Raw genomic sequence first — 19,252 nt, 5'->3', positions numbered from 1 at the left:
GGCATCAGGATTATTGTGAGGGCACTTATGTCAGGATACATTTTGAGTTTTTCTTCCGCATATCCAGCGGGATTATCTATTGAAACAGGATATGTGGAAAGTGGAACTCAAACAATATTGAATACAATGCTTTCAGTATCCAGTAATGAGTCTGTAAGTGCTATCCAATTTGATGTTCTCTACAATCCTTATGTCTGTGAAATAATAACTGTAACAGCAGGTTCATCATCCGTTTCTGCTCAAAAGCAGGTGCAATATAATATCGTAACTCCTGGACAAGTTCGTGTCATCATTGCAGGATTGAACCAGAATATTATTCCCAGCGGGAGCGTTGCCCAGATTACCTTACAGGTATGTGCTTCTGCTCCCGCAGGGATTTATGATATTTCATTAAGTCGTGCAATATTATCCAGTCCTACAGGCACTTCGGTTCCTGTTTCTGTAATCAATGGAAATCTGACCGTTCAACAGAGTGCTTACCACAGTGCCGACCAGAATCGGGATTGGAAAATTTCGTTAACAGAAGTGTTGCGGGTAATCCAATTCTATAATTCTGGAGGATACTATTGTTCATGCAATACCGAAGACGGTTATAGCGTAACTGGGGAAAATCGAACATGTTCTCCTCACAACAGCGATTATTATGGAAGTCCGGATTGGAAAATTCAATTATATGAAATTCTAAGACTTATACAAATTTATAACTATGGTTCTTATCATCCGTCAAGTGGCACGGAAGATGGCTTTGCTTTAGGTTCAACATAGGAATAATTTCTATGAGCATAATACCGCAAAAATACGAATCTTCTATTCAAACAAGAAAGAGGTTCTTCTTCTTTCTTACTGCGGTATGTTTGCTTACACCAATTTCATCATTTTCTGCAATGATTGACATGAGACTGGAACAAATAGATAAAACAGTCTTTGCCCATGTGTTTCTAACAATTCTACCCGAAGAAGAAGTAAGCGGAATACAACTGGATTATGGATATGACACACAAAATTGGGAATTTGTATCTGCATTTCCGGGAGAAACTTTAGTAATAAGTAATAAACAATTACAAATTGCCCCGGTGTATAGCCTCTTACGGGTCCTCATCATCGGGTTCAATAACTATCCCATTCCCAATGGAGAATTATTTGTCTTGCAATTCAATGCCCTATCGGAAGGAGTCAATCCGTCAGGATTTAATGTCCTGCAAGTAAAACTTTCCTCCCCACAAGCAAAACCTGTATCCAGTACCATTAATAACATCAATAATAGTGAAGGGACAGAACCATCAGCAGATAATAATGCAGATAATAATCTTGAAAAAGAGACTTCTCCTTCTGATATAAATAATCCCAGTCCCTCCACAGAAACGGGGGTAAACGACCCAACAGTTGTTAAATCACCCCCTGATATAAAAACAAATACTATGGATACAAAACCCGTTATACAAGAAGTAGCAAATACAAAAACAACACCGACATATTCTCAAACATCATCTTCAAAACTATCCACTCCAAATTCTTCTTCGGGATTTGTTACAAACATTGGCAGTCCCTACATCCATGAGGGAAATGCACATTCACAGGCTAAAAAAGCAGAAAATAAAGTAAATGCACCTAAATTTATGCCTATTCCCGAAAAAAATGTTGTTTTTGGAAAACAATATATACCTGGAAATGAACCTATCCTGATTGGGAACAATATAGATGTTCAGAATGGAAGTTTGAAGCCATATTTTACTGATAAAAGCCGCAATACTTCCGTATCGGGATTATCAAAAGCTGTAAATAAATCTTCCCTGCCTGTTATGAATGCTACTACTGAAAACAATTTAAATATACACACAGCCCCTCTGAATAATGCAAATAAACCTTTACAAAATCCTTATTTTGCTCTGAATATATCTAATATATCCCCAAACAAGGGAAGGAGCAACGAATGCACAATTATAGAAACAAATATTTCGAAAGACAATATATCAACAACGAGCAATTCTCTTATTATTTTTGTATCCATAACTGTTTCATTATTAATAATCTTAACCGCTACATCTACTGTAATAAAGAAACAGGACCTATTTTTCAGGAAAAAATAGGAAACAGAAATAAAAATTTTCTGTTTCCTAAAATATTATCCGTATTTATAATAGGATTTTTCTTTCCCTATTTTGCATATCCTGCAACATTAGTTCCATTAAAAGTGAAGTGTGAACAGGGACAAAAGGAAATTGTTCTACCTATTGACTTGAAAGTAGACCCTTCTGAACGCATTTCTGGGATACAATTCGATATTATCATCCCTGTAGGGACAAAAATTACAAATATGTCCGTAGCAGAATCTGCCCAGAAAGCTAATAAAATGGTATCTTATAATCAAATTAAAAATCAGACTTACCGAACCATCATAGCAGGACTTAATCAACAATCTATTCCTACTGGCACTATCCTTTTTGTCAAAATAGCAATAGAGGATGGCACCCTTTCTGGCAAACAACTCGTTAAACTTTCAAATACTGTTCTGGCAGACCCTGAGGGAAACTCTGTAAATTGTACTGTTCTCCCTGGCGAAATCCTTTTCCCTGGAGATACACCTTCCATGGACACAAGCGATAAAACTCCTTCTTCATCTTCCATTGAAGAAACGAATTATTTCAGTGCAAAAAGCATAAAGATTGTTCTTATCTTAACTCTTGTCCTTATATTTATTGCGGGACTAATTACAAGACAAATTATTAAGTCAAGAAAAGTCGATACCACCAATAAAAAGCAAATTAAAAAACATAGAAAATAAATATCACAGAAAATGATACAAATGTTATTGATTTGAAGAACTGCTTTTTGATTCGAGAATAACGACAGAACGAGGTTGTATGGTAATTACTCGTTCAGTAAGTATGCGGGTTTGATGTCGTTCGTAATAATCGCGGGGTGAAGGTTCTGCCGTATTCACACGAAGACGCCATGGTTCCGCTGTTACTAAAAATTGTCGCTCGTAGGGAGTATTATTAAAGATTAAAAATAAAGCATAACCCTCATTGACTTCCGGGTCGATACGACAACCGAAAACAGAATCTTCCCCATCCCAATTTACCGTATTCCCCTCTGAATTAAACCAGGTAATATCTGGCCATTTCTGCTGTCCGTATTTCGGAATACCGTCAAAAAAGGTAGTTCTTCGCAAAGCAGGATTTTCTTTTCTTAACTGAATCATCCCTTTACAGAATCGGAACAAATCATAATTTTTTTGAAACAAATCCCAATCATACCAGGAAATTTTATTATCCTGACAATAGGCGTTGTTGTTTCCATTTTGCGTTCTACCAAATTCATCACCACCCAGAATCATCGGAACTCCTAAAGAAATAAATAAAGTTGCCAGAAAATTCTTTTTCATCCGTGTTCGAATTTTATTTATTTCGGGGTCCTCTGTCTCCCCTTCAACACCATAATTACAACTGAAATTTTCATCCATTCCATCCCGATTATTCTCTCCATTGGCTTCATTATGCTTGCAAGAATAAGTAACAAGGTCATGAAGGGTGAATCCATCATGGCATGTAATCAGATTAATACTATGCAAGGGTGAGCGTCCGCCCCATTGATACAAATCGGAGCTACCTGCAATGCGTGTCGCAAAAACAGGAAGCATACCGGGGTCATTTCGCCAATATCTGCGAACATCATCCCGATATTTTCCATTCCATTCTGCCCACCGCAATCCTCCGAAAGAACCTACATGATAGGCGCCACTGGCGTCCCATGCCTCCGCTATTAATTTTACATGCCGCAAAACCGGGTCTTCCGCAATACGCTCAATTAACGGTGCATCCGGGTGAACATTTCCTTTCTCATCTCTACCCAATATCGAAGCAAGGTCAAAACGGAAACCATCAATATGCATCACCGCCACCCAATAACGAAGGCAATCCAAAATGAAGTCCCTGACAATCGGATGGTCGCAATTCAATGTATTGCCACAACCTGAATAATTTAAATAACGACCATCTTTGTCCAAAAAATAGTAGACACTATTATCAATTCCACGAAAGGAAAGGGTAGGACCCAATTCATTCCCTTCCGATGTATGATTGAACACAACATCAAGGATAATTTCTATTCCTGCACGATGTAAGGCTTCTACCATACGGCGAAATTCTGATAAATGTTCATAACGGGTAGGCTTCACTGCATAACAATGCGTCGGAGCAAAAAAACCAATATTACTATATCCCCAATAATTAAGTAATTCCTCCATGGTAATTAGACTGCACCTACCAATCCGTCGCTCCCCAAATTCTTGAATCGGTAGTAATTCAACTGCATTCACACCTAAATCTTTTAAGTATGGAATCTTCTCAATAAGCCCCTGATAAGTTCCGGGTCTTTTCACATCGGAAGCACTTATGGTAAAACCGCGGACATGTGTTTCATAAATTATCAATTCATTCATGGGAAGATGGGAAGGTCGTTCTGGTTCCCAATCCATCTCATCAGGAACAACAACTGTCTTCATTGTCCCTTTATCAACATCCCCGATAAAGGCCTTTCCATAAGGGTCGAGTAAATAAATCGAAGGGTTAAACCGATGTCCGGAACGCGGGTCATAGGGTCCATCCATCCGATACATATACAAAGTGCCCTCCGTAGGTACTCCTCGAATGAAAACGGACCAAACATCTCCAATACGATGCCGCTTCGGGTCAAATTCAAATTCCCATGCTGGATGTTTGTCGTCAACATCTTCAAACAGAGCAAGCCATACCCGCTTTGCATGCCTCGAAAAGATAGTAAAACGAACACCATCATTAGAAACAATAGCACCAAACGGATACGGGCGTCCAGGTGTAACAATATATTCCGATGGATTTATCCTACGCATATTCAAATACTTCTTTCTTCATCGCTTTCAGAGTATTATATATTTTACATAAGTTTAATATCCTATTTTGCAAACAAACAAATTTTAATATAGTTTCATCAATTAGTTTTTATTTTTGTTAAATTTTTAATGGCTGGGATTATTTCATCAATATTATATATCGGTGCGGAACAAGTCTGTTTATGGCAAAATAGGGCTATACTCCCTCTTGGTTCTCTGGCTATATCTTTATTCTTTTTCATAATAAAATAAGGATATCGTGAATGATAAATTTTCGTTAACATAGGGACAGGTAGTAATTTTGCACCTTGAGAAAATATTGTGCATTCCATAGGTTTGTGTTTTAGAAAAAGCATTGTGTCTAACCATGCAGGAAAAGCCTCCGGTACCCTTTGTATCCAATCATAATACCCCTGACATAACTGCTCCGCCATATCCAGATATTCCGAATTGACAAGGAAACCTAATCTTGCCAGAGCCATAGCCGCCATAGCATTCCCTGAGGGTTCCTGATGGTCAAGAATAGGTTTGGAGGATAACCTCTGCTGATTACGAACAGTTTGCGATGTGCGATAAAAACCTACTCCCTCATTATCCCAGAATTGATGTATCATTCTCTCCGCTAACATTATTGTATTCTCAATCCATCTATCATCAAGCATGGTTTCATAGAGGTCTAACAATGCATTGATAAATAGAGCATAATCTTCAATAAATCCCTCAATTTTAGGATTATGTAAAATATGGGGTAAGAAACCTAATTTTTTATAATCTTGTAGAAAATGTTCGGCTGTTTTCACTGCTATCATCATATATGTTTCATCCGCTATATATATGCTTCCTTTGATACAGGCACTTATAGCAAGGGCGTTCCAGGATGTTATACATTTGTTATCCTTCATAGGTTTTTCTCTGCGATTACGGATAGAAAGTAGTTTGTTAATGTGTGGTAGAAAATTGAAATACTGACTTGCAAATATTTTCCAATTGTTATAATCATCTCCGACATATTTATGGTCAAGTATGTTTTTACCCTTAGCCATTCCACCTTTTGTTGAAAATTCTCTCCAGTTTCCTTCCTTTTCTACACCGAAATATTTACAAAAACTTTCTGCACTTTCTCCCAAAATATTTTTTATTTCATCATATTCCCACACATAAAACTTCCCCTCCTCATGTTCCGTATCCGCATCTTGTGAACTAAAAAAGCCTTCTTCGGAATTATACAATTCTGTAATGAGATAATCGAGTGTCCTTTTACCGATAAATTTCAAAAAATGATTTTCTGTATGAGGAATATATTGTAGATAAATATTCGCTATTTGGGCGTTATCATAAAGCATCTTTTCGAAATGCGGGACATGCCAGATACGGTCGGTGCAGTATCGGTGAAATCCCCCGCCTACATGGTCATGAAGCCCTGAAAGTGCAAGATAAACTAAAGTTTTCTCGACCATCTCCTTGGCACGAGCATCGTTATAGATAGATGCATAATGTAGAAGAAAAGGAAGAACAAGATTGGGCGGGAATTTGGGTTCAATACCCCAACCACCATTGTCCCTATCAAAACTTTGATATAAAGATGCAACCGCCCTATCTATAAGTGGCTGATAATCCAGTCCTTCACTTTGTCCTGCTGGTAGAGATAAATGCGATTGCACCAAAGCCAACAAATTAGCACCTGTCGTTTCTAACTGTTCACGCTTTTGTATCCACAATTGCTGTATATAGCGAAGTATCTCCAGAAAACCGGGATGTTGACCTATAGAATATGGAGGAAAATATGTGCCACCAAAAAACGGTTTTAAATTGGGTGTTAAAAAAACAGAGAGAGGCCATCCACCGGAACCTGTTATTTGGACTACCGCATGCATATATATTTCATCAATATCTGTATGTTCCTCACGGTCAACTTTAATCGGCACAAAGTTTCGATTTAACATATCCGCAATTTCTGGGTTCTTGAAACATTCCTTTTGCATCACATGGCACCAATGACATGCTGAATAACCGATGGAAAGAAAAATAGGCTTTTCTTCTGTAGTCGCTTTTTGGAGTGCCTCTGTTCCCCATGGATACCAATCTACAGGGTCATCGGCATGGCTCTGGAGATAAATGCTTTTTTCATTTGCAAGTCTATTCTTTGTCATATAGAAAAAATTTCCTCCTTCTTTTAGATATTTTAAAAAAGAAGAGGGGCGATGTGGCGGAGAGGAAAAGGGGACCAGGGGATGGGGAGGGTATGCCACATCGCCCAAAGGAAAGGGCCATGGTATGTTGTTTTGTGGTAAAGTGTCTATTCAATTTTCACCTTATTAAACATTCATACTATAAAATTTATTTCCTAACTTCCCGGAGTTGTTAACATTCCTTTTAATTCATCCATAAACTCATTTATATCACGGAATTGGCGATATACCGATGCAAATCGCACATACGCCACTTCGTCCAACTTTTTTAATCGTTGGATGACGGCTTCACCTATTTCTCGCGAGGTTACTTCTTGTTTTCCCGCATTAAAAACACTCTTTTCAACATCATCTATCAACGCTTCTACTTGCTCCAGACTAATTGGCCTCTTATGGATTGCTTTTATAATCCCTTGTTTTACCTTCCAGCGTTGATAATTCTCATGCCTGCCGTCCTTTTTTACTACCATCGAACTTACCTCTTCCACACGCTCGTAAGTGGTATATCTCCTCCCACACTTCAAACATTCCCTCCGTCGTCGAATAGCATTCCCTTCTAAGGAAGTTCGGCTGTCTACAACTTTACTTCTCGCATGATTACAAAATGGACATTTCATATCCTTTTCCTTTTCTTATAATTTATTTTTCAATATATGGGACAATCTTTTCTCATCACGCTTGAGAATACAATATATAGTAATATTTTTTATCTTTACAATCACAAAAAAATATATATGGTATATAATACCGTATTTTACTACTTTATCATATTTAAAGTCTTTTGTCAAGAATAAAATGACAAAAAAGTGTCTCCATATTTTTCTTCACGGTATTTTTGCAAAGGTGGGAACTGTTCTGAAGGAGGATTAAATTGGCTATGTTCAATAATTAATAGAGCATTTACAGAGAAAACGCCATGTTCCTGCATACGAGATAAAAGAACCTCCCATTTTGTAAATTCATACGGTGGGTCCATAAAGACAATATCCATTTCAATGGGTAGCAAAGAAACTTCTTGGGGCAATTCTGCTTTAATAATAATTCCTTTATCAATAAAATGTGTTTTTTTTAGGTTGGCTTCAATATAATGTATGGCTTTTTTAGAATATTCTACAAAATAAGCACAATGGGCTCCGCGACTGATTGCTTCTATTCCATTAGCACCTGTTCCTGCAAAACAATCTAAAAATTTTGCATTTTCTACCTGACGACTTAAAATGTCAAAAAGTGAAGTTCTTACTCTATCCAGAGTAGGTCTTGTATCTCTACCTATTGGAGCCAGTAATTTTGTTCCTCTTGCTATTCCTGCAATAACACGCATAAAAATAATTCTCAAAATCAAATGTTTCTATAAGATTATAAATAATTCCAACACAAATTATCTTTTCTTTTCTATTCTACCTCCGGTTGCATATATTAACAACTCGCCAACAATATCCAATGTAATAATTACATTTTATATGTAATTTTATTCCTACTTATCGTATTCGTGAAGGAATGGAACGATTCCTGATTACAGATATTAATAACCCTGCCGCTTCTGCTCAAGCACAAAGTTCCGTCTGGATTATGTTTGACCATGTATCAACAGCACCTGAAGGATTTAATCATATACCAGGTGGCTCGAATGTGTTATACATGGATGGTCATGTTGAATTTATTCGTTATGTTGCTGAAGACCCTTCAAACCCCACAGGAGCAAGTCAAGCCCCTGTTAATCCTGCTATCGCTCAAGTAGTAGGTCTTGTATATCGCTGGTAATTTCAACTATAAGAATACTCTGCTGCAAAAAATGTATAAGTAAAAATAGAGTGATTGGTGAGGCAAGGTAGACCTCCTTAAAAGGAGGTCTACCTCTTTTCTTCGTATGCTAACCGTAACCCTTATTAGATTCTATCCGCTTTACTTTCTCATACAATATTCTAACTTTATCCATGGATTTTTTATCTTTTTGAACTAAATTTGACTTATAATAAAAGTAATGAAAATAAACTGGGTTGTAATAGATGAGTATTAGGTTTGAAAAAGTAAAGAGTTCCGAATTACCTTCGAGTAACGACTTGTTTTTTATCGAAATACAAAGGTTTACGCAATTGTGGCTATGGATACTTTTGCTTGTAGTTTTTGGGATACAATTTGTATGGATAGGTAGTGCTTTTTATTATCAATTATTCCTTAATCAACCCTGGGGGAATAGACCTATGTCTGCTCCAACACTTATTTTTACTGCTCTTTGGGTTTGTTTCGTGATGTTCCTTATTATGGGTTTATTTGTTTTGACCCGTCTTGAAACGCGTGTGTATCGGGATGGAATATATTTTATCTATTTCCCTTTCCATAGAAAGTATCGAAAAATATCGTGGGAAAAATTAGATGAGATTTTAGGGCGGAAATATAAACCTCTTATAGAATTTGGAGGTTGGGGAATTCGCTGGAGTTATAAAAAGTGGGCATATACGGTTAGCGGTAATGAATGTGTGGAACTTAGAAAAGATGATTATAAAATCCTAATTGGGACAAAGAAACTTAATGAATTTTTATCTGCATTAGATAAAGCACAAAATTCGTATGTGATTGAAAGTTATATAAACTCGTAACCGTTGTTGGGATAACAGGCATGCATCTTCGATTTGTTAGTTTATTAGGTTTAATAACATTCTTTTTCATTGCTTTTTTATTGAGTGAGAATAGAAAGAATATTAAATGGAATGTAGTCCTTTGGGGTATTGGGCTTCAGTTTCTCATTGCTTTGTTTCTTCTCCGTGCGGATTGGCTTGTTTGGATACCGAATATGGCTATCCATACCATAAACAGTTGGTTAGGGTTTTCTTTACTTCCGCTTATATCACCGAAAATTGGAATTTATTTCTTCGAATGGCTAAAAAAGGGATTTGATTTAATTTCTGAATCAAGTACCGCCGGGGCAAAATTCCTATTTGGTAATCTGGCAGACTTTTTCATTTTAGACCATGCACTGGTTCAGAATTCAGAAGGACAATTAACTCCAGCGGAACCGTTCGTAGTAAGTGCGGTAGTAGCCTTCAAGGTGCTTCCGATAATCATTTTTGTGTCTGCCTGTTCTGCTATCTTACAACACTTGAAAATTATTCAGAATATAGTCAAGGGATTAGCATGGCTTATGCAAAAATCAATGAAGACATCGGGGGCAGAGACTTTTACCACAGGTTTGCTGGTTTTTCTGGGCATTGAATCCATGAGTGCAGTTAGAGGTTATATTGAAGATATGACGCGTTCCGAATTGTTTACAATTATGACGGCATTTTTAGCAACCATTGCGGTGAGTGTTATGGTGGCTTATGCAAATTTTGGGGCAGAACCGGGACATCTAATCACAGCGTCTTTGATGAGTGCTCCTTCCGCTATCGCTTTTGCTAAAATACTCATTCCTGAAACGGGGGTACCCCGAACAACAGATATAAAGTCTGTAGATATACCGATTGAAAGTCAGAATATTTTTGATGCGGCTTCGCAAGGTGCCAGTTTGGGGCTAACGATGGCTTTGAATGTAGGGGCATTATTAATTGTATTTGTTGGGCTCATTCATCTTTTTGATACTCTTACAATCGCAATTACAGGTAAGACATTGAGCAGTCTTTTAAGTTATCTGTTTCTTCCATTTGCCTATTTAATGGGGGTCCAGCCTAAAGACGCCGGGGTATTTTCAGAATTACTGGCGATTAAATCGGTGTTTAATGAATTTTTAGCATATCAAAAATTTCAGACATTAATTGCAGAAAATCAAATTGACACCCGGTCTCTTACAATTGCAACCTATGCTCTTTGTGGTTTTGCAAATCCGGGAAGTATTGGAATAATGATTGGCGGTATATCTTCTTTGGCTCCGAATAGACGTGCAGAAATTGCCAAGATGAGTATTCGAGCCTTTATTGCAGGGACTTTTGCCTGTTTCTCGACAGCATGTATTGCAGGAATTCTTGCCGTGAATTAAAAGATGGATCTTTTATTTTTTTAACTTTGAGAAAAGGACATTGTAATGGTTGAGACAAAAAAATTACCCCGAGTATTGACAATTGCTGGAAGTGATTCGGGAGGAGGAGCAGGAATTCAAGCAGATATAAAAACAATGTGTGCATTAAATTGCTATGGGATGAGTGCTATCACAGCTATCACAGCCCAGAACACTACGGGGGTTTATGCAGTCCATCCCATACCCGCAGAAATTGTAGGGAAACAAATTGAGGTGGTGTTATCCGATATAGGTGCAGATGCTATCAAAACGGGAATGCTCTGGGGAACAGAAATAATCACCGTAGTTCATCAAATATTGGAAAAATACACTCAACCATATCTTGTTATTGACCCAGTCCTTGTCGCAAAAAGTGGAGACCTTTTACTCCAGAGGGAAGCCATCTCTGCCCTATTGGAATTACTTATCCCGCGTGCATGGTTAGTCACTCCGAATTTACCAGAATTAAAAGAACTTACAGGCATTGAGCCTGAAAATAAGTATGCGATTACAAAAGCAGCCAATATTCTTCTGGGAAAAGGCACTAAATATGTTTTGGTAAAAGGAGGACATGGACAGGGAAAACAGGTACATGACTATCTCTTTTCATATCAGAATGAAGAAATGTGCTTTATGTCCACAAGAATTCATTCTCCTAACACACATGGAACAGGCTGTACTCTCTCCTCCGCTATTGCCTGCTTTCTTGCTCATGGATTGGAAACTAAAATAGCCGTAGAAAAAGCCATTGAATTTGTGCATAAAGCCATAGAAACAGCCCCGGATTTAGGAAAAGGACACGGACCCTTAAATCATTTATGGAAAAATGAAGTAATTTGAACTTTCTCATAAGTGGATAAAACAGTAAACAACTATCCAGAGAACTACAAAGACACAAATGCAGCAAAAAATAGATTAATCGGAATTGTCTATAATTTCAATATAAGATTGACAATTTCTAATAAACGGTTGTATTTTCCCTCTGGTAAATTTGTAGTTTAAAGGAATATCCCTTATAATAATATTAGTGAAAATATATTCAGTATTCAATATAAAATAGGGACAGAAAAAATGTCTGAAAAAGAACTTACTCATCGGCAAAAAGAGGTTCTGAAATGTATTCGGGACTTTCAAGAACAGTTACACTACTCTCCATCTATTTTAGAGATATGCGAACGATTGCGGATTCGTTCTACAAATGGGGTAGCGGGGCACATTCGAGCATTAATCCGCAAAGGATATGTAGAACGGTCTTCTAAGGCTCGAAGTTTGAAATTAACAACACGAGCCCAATGGCTTTTTCAATCCTTAGATAATCGAATGGTTCCTTTACTGGGCCGTATTTCTGCAGGGTCTCCTTTTTATGTAGAAGAAAATGTTGAACAGATGATACCGTTTAATCCCAATCGCAAAACGGATGGAGTGTTTGCGTTAAAAGTAACTGGTGAAAGTATGATAGAAGCAGGAATTTTTGATGGAGACATTATTTTTGTAGATTCAAAAAAGATTGCCCATTCCGGCGATATTGTAGTCGCATTAATTAACGACGAAGTCACCGTAAAAAAGTTTTATCCCCGAGAGAAATTTATCGAACTAAAACCTGCCAATCGCAAAATGAAACCTATCCGTGTTCCTGCAAATCAGGTTATTATTCAGGGTGTTGTTATCGGTCTTCAACGGAACTATGAATAAGAATAATTTCATCTTGTAAATCTCAGATATGTATTTTCCAGCCTTGAAATTCATATATAAATTCTAATAATAGAGAGATACTTCGTTCTTAAAAAATTACAGGTTAGTTTTGCTTCCCTTTTTAAGATATTTACTCTAAATTATTAAAACTACAGGGATTGTTTATTCACTTCTTTAAAATAATGAAACTCAAAAGAAGGGTTTTCTGTCCTAATAAAAGATTTTTTACCTGGATTTTTAAATAATAAATAGGAAGGGAAGCAGATGATACAAAATTTATCTAAAGTTGGTGTTAAACCTTTTACAATTACGGGAATACTTATTCTTTTTATCTGGGGAGTTTTTTCTATTTACGATTGTTGGTCTCCGCCTGTAGTTCCTGCTGACGCTCCATTAGATAAATTTTCGGCGGAACGTGCCATAAAACTTCTGGAATATCCGACGACGATGATACATCCATTTGGTTCTCAGGAAGATGCAAAAGTGCGTGAATATCTCGTTCAGAAACTTCGGTTGTTAGGTGTTGAACCCGAGGTATACACAGGATATGTAGAACATACATCAAAACATGGCCACAATAGTATGGAACGGGTAGATAGCATTATGGTGGTCTTGCCGGGCTATGCACCAACACGGTCTATTTTGCTGATGGGACACTACGATTCCACGCCTTACGGAGTTGGTTGTGCCGATGATGGTTCAGCGGTTGCGACAATGTATGAAACACTGCGAGCATTATTACATAGTGCACCATTAAAAAACGATGTCATTTTCCTTTTTACAGATGGAGAAGAAGCCGGGCTATTAGGTCCTCGTGCATTTTTGAAGCATCCTCTTTTTGAAACGGTTGGTTTATGTCTGAATTTCGAAGCACGCGGACACTATGGTCCCTCTATGATGTTTCAAATGAGCAATAACAATTCCTGGCTTATAAAAGAGTTTGCCAAGGTGGTTCCCTATCCTCGTGCCAGTTCCATGATGTTTGAAGTAGCAGGAAAAATGCCGACAAGTACAGATTATTATGTGCTCAAACCTAAAGGCGTTCCCGGCTTTGATTTTGCGTTTGTCGGGGGTATTCGTTATTACCACACCCCGAACGATAATATTAGCCACATTTCCCTTCGTTCCTTACAGCATCACGGGGAATACGCTTTACCTTTAGTAAAACATTTCGGTAATCTTGATTTATCCCATTTGAAAATTGGTTATTCCCTTGAAGAGCCTATTAATAACAGCATCTATTTCCCATTACCGGGCAACCGATTAATAACTTACTCGGAAAAATGGGTATTGCCTCTGCTATCTTTAGCGATTATTCTTTACATTATTATGCTCTTCTCAATGCATCTGTTTTGGGGAATTCGGATTCGAGATGTTGTCTTAAATTTCATACGAAATGTAGTGCATACATTGCTGATATTCGGTTTACTGAGCGGTTTAGTAGGGTTAACTTTTCTTATATATAAGCATTACATTGTCTATTATGAACTTACTTATTTTGTTGTGGGTCTGTTAACCACATTGGGATTGTTTCTCATCTTTTTACCCATTATTTTTGCTCGATTTGACCCACATGTATTTTTCGCATCCGCTTTGTTACCATGGCTCGGTTTAGCAATATATTCCAGTATAGCAACACCTACGGCAAGTTATATATCTGTATGGACACTACTTATAGGAAGTATTTGTGGAATTATCTCTTGTTTCCCTTATATCCCACAAAAATGGCAACGAAGTTTTATCTGGCTATCTTTCTGGACTTTAATCCCAACACTTGTAACTGTTTATTTTGTCACTCCATTCCTTGTTCTGGGTGTTCAAACCCTTACTCCTATATTCATTCCTATATTGATGATATTCCTCATTCTTATCCTTTACCAACCCGTAGGGATTGTGCAAAATCTTGTTCAGGATAAGAAAACTTGTTATCGTTGGGGAATGATTTTATTAATTGCAGGACTTCTGGTTTATGCATATCCTATGTTGTTTTTCAAGTTTACAAAGGAAACACCTAAGGTTAATCATTTGTGCTACGGGTTAGACTGGGACGCAGGGAAGGCATGGTGGATGACACGCGATTCCGAATTAGATGAATGGACAGAACCATTTTTCAAGAAAAATGTGGTATTCCAAAAACCAGAACCGTTTACTGATGATAATATTGTTGTTCGCTTTGGAGAAGCACCTGTTGCAAGTTATCCACAGCCTCTTTTATCGGTGTTGGAAGATAAAACAGATGGAGATATTCGATACCTTAAAGTTTCTGTAGTCTCATTAAGAAAATCAGCAGAGATGAATCTTATATTGAAGGGAAAGATGGAAATTTTATCAGCAAAAGTAAATGGAAAAGAGTTTGAAAATTCAGAAGGGAAAATTATTCAAGATTGGCATTTTAATTATCGTGGTTTCCCGGGAGAAAATGGACTTACTTTAGAGTGGAGGTTAAAACATAAACAGCCGTTGTCTCTTGAGGTTATCGAAAAGAGTTATGTAATACCCCCTATCGCAGGGATAGATATGCCGCCACGACCTAATTATATGATTGCTCAACCCAACACCGTTGAATGGTGGAAGCCTTTCCGAAGCAACGCTATTTATACTCGGAAAACCTTTCTATTAAACTAATAACTTTCAATATGACCCGCATTTTTATTCGATAAAAAAAGTAGCACAGGCATTTTACCTACCCTACAGGTTTTGGTCCTGTGCTACTTTATTTTGTTTCTTAACTTATTAATTTCCTGCTCCAACCGTTGCAGGAGGATGGAAGAAGATTAAGAATGCAATTGCACAGGCAATTGTTAATACACAGGGAATCAGGAAAATGGGTCGCCATTTGAAGTTTCCTTCATCATCTTTGAAGAAATCCAATATAATACCTGTAAACTGGGTGCCAATAAAGTTACCTAATCCTAATGTTGCAACAGCAATAAGAGCTTGAGCAGAGGCGCGGATATCTGGCGGGGCTACTTTGTCCACAAACATTTGACCCGCAAAGAAGAAAAAGGTATAGCCAATTCCATGAAACGATAGTGAAGCAATAACCAGCCATACAGGTTTCATCATTGCAAAAATTACATAACGCAAGGGCCAGGCAACTACTCCAATAACCAGAACCCATTGAATTCCTAATTTTGCCATTGCAAGAGGAAGAAGTACTGCCATACCGACGATTTCTGCAATTTGGGCTATCGTCATAATAGCAGGCACATTGGAACTACGGACACCAATATCTTGAAGGAAGGGTGCGGTAGGAACATAATAGAATTGCAATTCTGTGGTAACAATGAAAGAGATAATTAAGAAAACAAGGAAATACGGTTCTTTCATTAATTGGAAGGCTTCTAAAAACGCCAGAGGATTTCCCGGCTTGTCGGGTGGCGGGGTATGAGGTAAGGTAAAGCAATATAAACCTAAAATTACAGACATAATCCCTGCAATGAAAAGGCAATCCGAATATTTTTTATTGTTTTCCGGGTTCCCAACATTTCGCATTACAGTTAATAGCCAGCCTGCGGCAATCCAGCCAATAGTCCCCCAAACACGAATTCTGGGAGCCACTGCATCCGGATTGGTAATGTTGCTGAACATGAGGGAATTTACCAATGCTAAAGTAGGGGCATAAAGCAATGAATAGATAAACATCAAAATAAATAAGGGCATAAATTTGCGTTGATAAGCGGCATATAGCAAGCAAATGCCACCGATTAAATGAACACCACCAAGGAAATATTCCGTCGCAAGATAACGGTCTGCAATCTGCCCTCCTAAAAAGGGAGAAATTATACATGCAAGCCATAAGGTTGCATATATCCAGCCCGTTTGTTTCCCGGACAGTTTCAGGTCATTAATTAGATAAGAGGCTAATACCGGTGCCCATGCTCCCCAAACTGCAAATTCAAGAAACATCATGGCACTCAACCGAAAATACAAAACAGTATCAATTCCCACGGTTCCATCTCCTTAATTTAATAGGTTGTGTTTAATGTTTTATACTTTATTTGAACTTTTTGCATGTATAATATACACATTTTCTTGTAATTATTTAAAATAATTTATACAATCACAAAATCTATAAAGAAAGAAGAAGATATGTCACATCCCCTATTATCGAATTTAGCAAAAAAATATTCCATTCCCCGTTTGGTTGCCTGTTCATCTCTTGGTTTTTCAGAAAAAGATAAAAGATTGGCAGAAAAACAAAATGTATTTGCCTATGAATTAAGGCTAGACTTGTTATACGAAAAATATAAAGAAGAAATGGAACCCATTGTAAATAAAAATATACATATCCTTAGAAATGAACATCTTATTTTTACAGTCCGTTCTATAAAGGAAGGGGGAAAATTTCAGGGGAAAGTAAAAGAGAAAGAGGACTTATATCAAAAGTATTTACCTTATACCTTTGCTCTGGACATAGAAATTCGAGAATTACCGAAAATGAAAAATTTTATTCAAGAAGCAAAATCTAAGGATAAAATCATTATTGGTTCCTATCATAATTTTTCAACAGTTCCTTCATTAAAATTCCTGAAAGATTTGGTGCAGAAAGGCAAAAAATTGGGGGCGGATATTGTAAAAATAGCGGTTTATGCAGATGACCCTCTTCAATTAGTTCCTATGATGGAACTCCAAAAGGGAGAGAAATCCGTTGCTTTATCTTTGATGACGATGGGAAACACGGCATTACTCTCAAGGACAATATTTGCTATATATGGCTCAATATGGACATACGCATCTCTCGGAAAACCTACCGCACCTAATCAGCCGACATGCAAAAAAATTATAGAATGTGCCAAAACATATTTTGCTTCAAAGTTAGATACATAGTGCCATTTGCCAGAATGAAATCTATTTTGATATTTTATGTATGCTAAAAACAATATCAAATAAGTAAAAAATATAAATTGATTGAGGGCAAAATTAGTATGCAAAAAGCAGTGATTATCCAATCGAATGGAACCGGAAAAAATGACCTTGAAAACCTACTTCGTCAGGGCTGGAAAGTCGTTTCTATTACACCCAATAACGGTCCTAGTTATAATGATTTTTTGATTATTCTTCAAAAAGATAATAATACGGATACAAATTCTTCAGAGGCATAGTTTTAAAAATTTCACATCTATATGCAAATAATTTGATGGATGTTTTCTTTAAATACAATAAATAACATTCGTTCAAGAGTATAAATCCAGAAAAAACATTTTGAATTAATATTCTATAGAGGAGATTGTTCTCTTCTTCAGGTCAATGCTCCTAAAATAATACCAATGAATATTCTTCAGGGGGTATCTTTTTTGTTATACTTTTTCAATAATTCCAATAAGAAGGAGTTTGAATATGAACCGAAGGGATTTTTTAAAGTCGAATGGTCTTGGATTTTTATCCATTGCAACCTGGGGAATTATGCGAAGGGCATCTGCGAACACAGAAATTCGTGTAGCACCCTTTAAAACCGATGCAACACCTCCATTAGGGACACCGTGGTATCCAAGTTATAAGCCCTTAGATAAAATTGAACATCCTTTACTTGCAAAGGGGGTTGTTATTGAAGATAACCAAAAGCGATATGTCCTCTGTGCAATTGACTGGTGTGAGATAATCAATAACTCTTATTATAGACTTCGGGAAATGATTGCCAATGCAATAAAAACCGAGCCAAACGCTGTATTTGTTCAAACAGTCCACCAGCATACGGCGCCGATGAGCAACGAAAACATCTATGAAGTCCTTGCTAAGATAGAAAATCCACCTCCTTTCCCTGTAAAAGAAGCCTTTGAACCGTCATTTCAAAATATTGTTCAAGCAGTAGAGAAAGCCATAACTTTATTAGAACCCTGTGATACAATTGAAATTGGGTCAGCCAAAGTGGAAAAGGTTGCATCCAGTCGGCGGATAATTCAACCAGACGGCACATGCCTTACTCGTTATAGCTCCTGTAAAGACCCAAAATTAATTGAGGCACCGGAAGGACTGATTGACCCTTATCTGCGGACATTAAGTTTTAAGTCAACTAAGGGGAAACCCATCGCTCGATTGCATTTTTATGCAACACATCCGCAGAGTTTTTATGGAGATACACGAGCCAGTTATGATTTTCCAGGTATGGCAAGAGAAAAGATGGAAACGGACGAAGGTATTGCAAATATCTATTTTACCGGTTGTGCTGGAGACATTGCTGCAGGAAAATATAACGATGGGACACCTCAAGCAAGAGAGGCTTTATATCAGCGAATGCTTTCCGCAATGCAAAGTTCCGTCCAGTCATTACAAAAAGACACTATATCGGAGATTAAATTAAAAACAATACCTCTAATATTTGGGCATAGAGATGATGGAAATTACTCAAAAGAAAATTTAGAAAAGAATTTGAATGATACAACAAAAGACCCAAATTATCGAGTTGGATCTGCAATGGAAATTGCATGGCAAAGTCGTTCGGATACAATACCTATTCCCATTAGCGCTTTACATATTGGGAATACATCTATCTTACATCTACCCGGTGAGCCT

General features: G+C 37.3%; 16 protein-coding genes and 1 pseudogene. 12 read left to right on the top strand and 5 right to left on the bottom strand.

What is annotated here, in order from left to right:
• Positions 1 to 27 precede the first annotated feature (27 nt).
• The 3 genes from PLA12_02645 to PLA12_02635 all read left to right on the top strand — a co-directional run bounded on the left by PLA12_02645 (position 28) and on the right by PLA12_02635 (position 2,782).
• Positions 28 to 765 carry a cohesin domain-containing protein gene (locus PLA12_02645; protein HOQ31389.1) on the top strand — a complete coding sequence of 246 codons (738 nt, stop codon included), beginning with the start codon at positions 28 to 30 and terminating at the stop codon, positions 763 to 765.
• An 11-nt stretch (positions 766 to 776) separates the two neighbouring features.
• Entirely contained in the window at positions 777 to 2,087 is a 1,311-nt protein-coding gene (locus tag PLA12_02640) for a hypothetical protein (GenBank protein HOQ31388.1), read from the top strand.
• A gap of 104 nt (positions 2,088 to 2,191) precedes the next feature.
• The gene (locus PLA12_02635) at positions 2,192 to 2,782 is read left to right on the top strand and encodes a hypothetical protein (GenBank protein ID HOQ31387.1); all 591 of its coding nucleotides are present in this window, start codon (positions 2,192 to 2,194) and stop codon (positions 2,780 to 2,782) included.
• Positions 2,783 to 2,806: 24 nt separating this feature from the next.
• Here the strand turns inward: PLA12_02635 and glgX are convergent, their stop codons facing one another.
• The 4 genes from glgX to rsmD all read right to left on the bottom strand — a co-directional run bounded on the left by glgX (position 2,807) and on the right by rsmD (position 8,380).
• The gene (glgX, locus tag PLA12_02630; protein HOQ31386.1) at positions 2,807 to 4,870 is read right to left on the bottom strand and encodes a glycogen debranching protein GlgX; all 2,064 of its coding nucleotides are present in this window, start codon (positions 4,868 to 4,870) and stop codon (positions 2,807 to 2,809) included.
• A 98-nt stretch (positions 4,871 to 4,968) separates the two neighbouring features.
• A complete protein-coding gene (locus PLA12_02625; protein ID HOQ31385.1) occupies positions 4,969 to 7,020 on the bottom strand; it encodes a thioredoxin domain-containing protein in 2,052 nt (683 codons plus the stop codon).
• A 194-nt stretch (positions 7,021 to 7,214) separates the two neighbouring features.
• Entirely contained in the window at positions 7,215 to 7,676 is a 462-nt protein-coding gene (nrdR, locus tag PLA12_02620) for a transcriptional regulator NrdR (protein ID HOQ31384.1), read from the bottom strand.
• Between the two features lie 167 nt (positions 7,677 to 7,843).
• Positions 7,844 to 8,380: a 16S rRNA (guanine(966)-N(2))-methyltransferase RsmD gene (rsmD, locus tag PLA12_02615; protein HOQ31383.1), complete on the bottom strand. Its 537-nt coding sequence runs from the start codon at positions 8,378 to 8,380 to the stop codon at positions 7,844 to 7,846.
• Positions 8,381 to 8,538: 158 nt separating this feature from the next.
• On the opposite strand from rsmD, the pseudogene PLA12_02610 reads away from it, so the two are divergent.
• From PLA12_02610 to PLA12_02585, 6 genes and pseudogenes are all read left to right on the top strand, one after another.
• Positions 8,539 to 8,820: pseudogene (locus PLA12_02610) on the top strand (hypothetical protein).
• 245 nt (positions 8,821 to 9,065) lie between these two features.
• On the top strand, positions 9,066 to 9,656 hold the full coding sequence (locus PLA12_02605) for a hypothetical protein (protein ID HOQ31382.1): 591 nt from the start codon (positions 9,066 to 9,068) through the stop codon (positions 9,654 to 9,656).
• Positions 9,657 to 9,676: 20 nt separating this feature from the next.
• The gene (locus PLA12_02600) at positions 9,677 to 11,029 is read left to right on the top strand and encodes a nucleoside transporter C-terminal domain-containing protein (protein HOQ31381.1); all 1,353 of its coding nucleotides are present in this window, start codon (positions 9,677 to 9,679) and stop codon (positions 11,027 to 11,029) included.
• Between the two features lie 45 nt (positions 11,030 to 11,074).
• Positions 11,075 to 11,887 carry a bifunctional hydroxymethylpyrimidine kinase/phosphomethylpyrimidine kinase gene (gene thiD, locus PLA12_02595; GenBank protein HOQ31380.1) on the top strand — a complete coding sequence of 271 codons (813 nt, stop codon included), beginning with the start codon at positions 11,075 to 11,077 and terminating at the stop codon, positions 11,885 to 11,887.
• Between the two features lie 231 nt (positions 11,888 to 12,118).
• Positions 12,119 to 12,739: a transcriptional repressor LexA gene (gene lexA, locus PLA12_02590; GenBank protein HOQ31379.1), complete on the top strand. Its 621-nt coding sequence runs from the start codon at positions 12,119 to 12,121 to the stop codon at positions 12,737 to 12,739.
• A gap of 264 nt (positions 12,740 to 13,003) precedes the next feature.
• Entirely contained in the window at positions 13,004 to 15,364 is a 2,361-nt protein-coding gene (locus PLA12_02585) for a M28 family peptidase (GenBank protein HOQ31378.1), read from the top strand.
• Between the two features lie 108 nt (positions 15,365 to 15,472).
• Here PLA12_02585 and PLA12_02580 read toward each other — a convergent pair whose 3' ends face one another.
• Positions 15,473 to 16,690, bottom strand: a complete 1,218-nt coding sequence (locus PLA12_02580) for an MFS transporter (GenBank protein HOQ31377.1) — start codon at positions 16,688 to 16,690, stop codon at positions 15,473 to 15,475.
• A gap of 141 nt (positions 16,691 to 16,831) precedes the next feature.
• Between PLA12_02580 and PLA12_02575 the strand changes: the two genes are divergently transcribed.
• The 3 genes from PLA12_02575 to PLA12_02565 form a co-directional block, all read left to right on the top strand.
• A complete protein-coding gene (locus PLA12_02575; protein ID HOQ31376.1) occupies positions 16,832 to 17,569 on the top strand; it encodes a type I 3-dehydroquinate dehydratase in 738 nt (245 codons plus the stop codon).
• Positions 17,570 to 17,667: 98 nt separating this feature from the next.
• Complete coding sequence (locus tag PLA12_02570; protein HOQ31375.1) at positions 17,668 to 17,844, top strand: hypothetical protein; 177 nt, start codon at positions 17,668 to 17,670, stop codon at positions 17,842 to 17,844.
• A gap of 235 nt (positions 17,845 to 18,079) precedes the next feature.
• Positions 18,080 to 19,252 (top strand): hypothetical protein (locus PLA12_02565; protein HOQ31374.1); only part of this gene is annotated, 1,173 nt, incomplete at its 3' end.

Origin of the sequence: Candidatus Hydrogenedens sp., from assembly GCA_035378955.1 — a bacterium.
Lineage (GTDB): Bacteria > Hydrogenedentota > Hydrogenedentia > Hydrogenedentales > Hydrogenedentaceae > Hydrogenedens.
This window is presented reverse-complemented; position numbering and strand designations above follow the sequence as displayed.

Bases quoted from the DNA above. Each gene is read 5' to 3' on its own strand.
- nrdR (HOQ31384.1), bottom strand. From the start codon at position 7,676: ATGAAATGTCCATTTTGTAATCATGCGAGAAGTAAAGTTGTAGACAGC.
- PLA12_02640 (HOQ31388.1), top strand. From the start codon at position 777: ATGAGCATAATACCGCAAAAATACGAATCTTCTATTCAAACAAGAAAG.
- PLA12_02645 (HOQ31389.1), top strand. From the start codon at position 28: ATGTCAGGATACATTTTGAGTTTTTCTTCCGCATATCCAGCGGGATTA.
- PLA12_02575 (HOQ31376.1), top strand. From the start codon at position 16,832: ATGTCACATCCCCTATTATCGAATTTAGCAAAAAAATATTCCATTCCC.
- rsmD (HOQ31383.1), bottom strand. From the start codon at position 8,380: ATGCGTGTTATTGCAGGAATAGCAAGAGGAACAAAATTACTGGCTCCA.
- PLA12_02600 (HOQ31381.1), top strand. From the start codon at position 9,677: ATGCATCTTCGATTTGTTAGTTTATTAGGTTTAATAACATTCTTTTTC.
- PLA12_02570 (HOQ31375.1), top strand. From the start codon at position 17,668: ATGCAAAAAGCAGTGATTATCCAATCGAATGGAACCGGAAAAAATGAC.
- PLA12_02585 (HOQ31378.1), top strand. From the start codon at position 13,004: ATGATACAAAATTTATCTAAAGTTGGTGTTAAACCTTTTACAATTACG.
- PLA12_02625 (HOQ31385.1), bottom strand. From the start codon at position 7,020: ATGACAAAGAATAGACTTGCAAATGAAAAAAGCATTTATCTCCAGAGC.
- lexA (HOQ31379.1), top strand. From the start codon at position 12,119: ATGTCTGAAAAAGAACTTACTCATCGGCAAAAAGAGGTTCTGAAATGT.
- PLA12_02605 (HOQ31382.1), top strand. From the start codon at position 9,066: ATGAGTATTAGGTTTGAAAAAGTAAAGAGTTCCGAATTACCTTCGAGT.
- glgX (HOQ31386.1), bottom strand. From the start codon at position 4,870: ATGCGTAGGATAAATCCATCGGAATATATTGTTACACCTGGACGCCCG.
- thiD (HOQ31380.1), top strand. From the start codon at position 11,075: ATGGTTGAGACAAAAAAATTACCCCGAGTATTGACAATTGCTGGAAGT.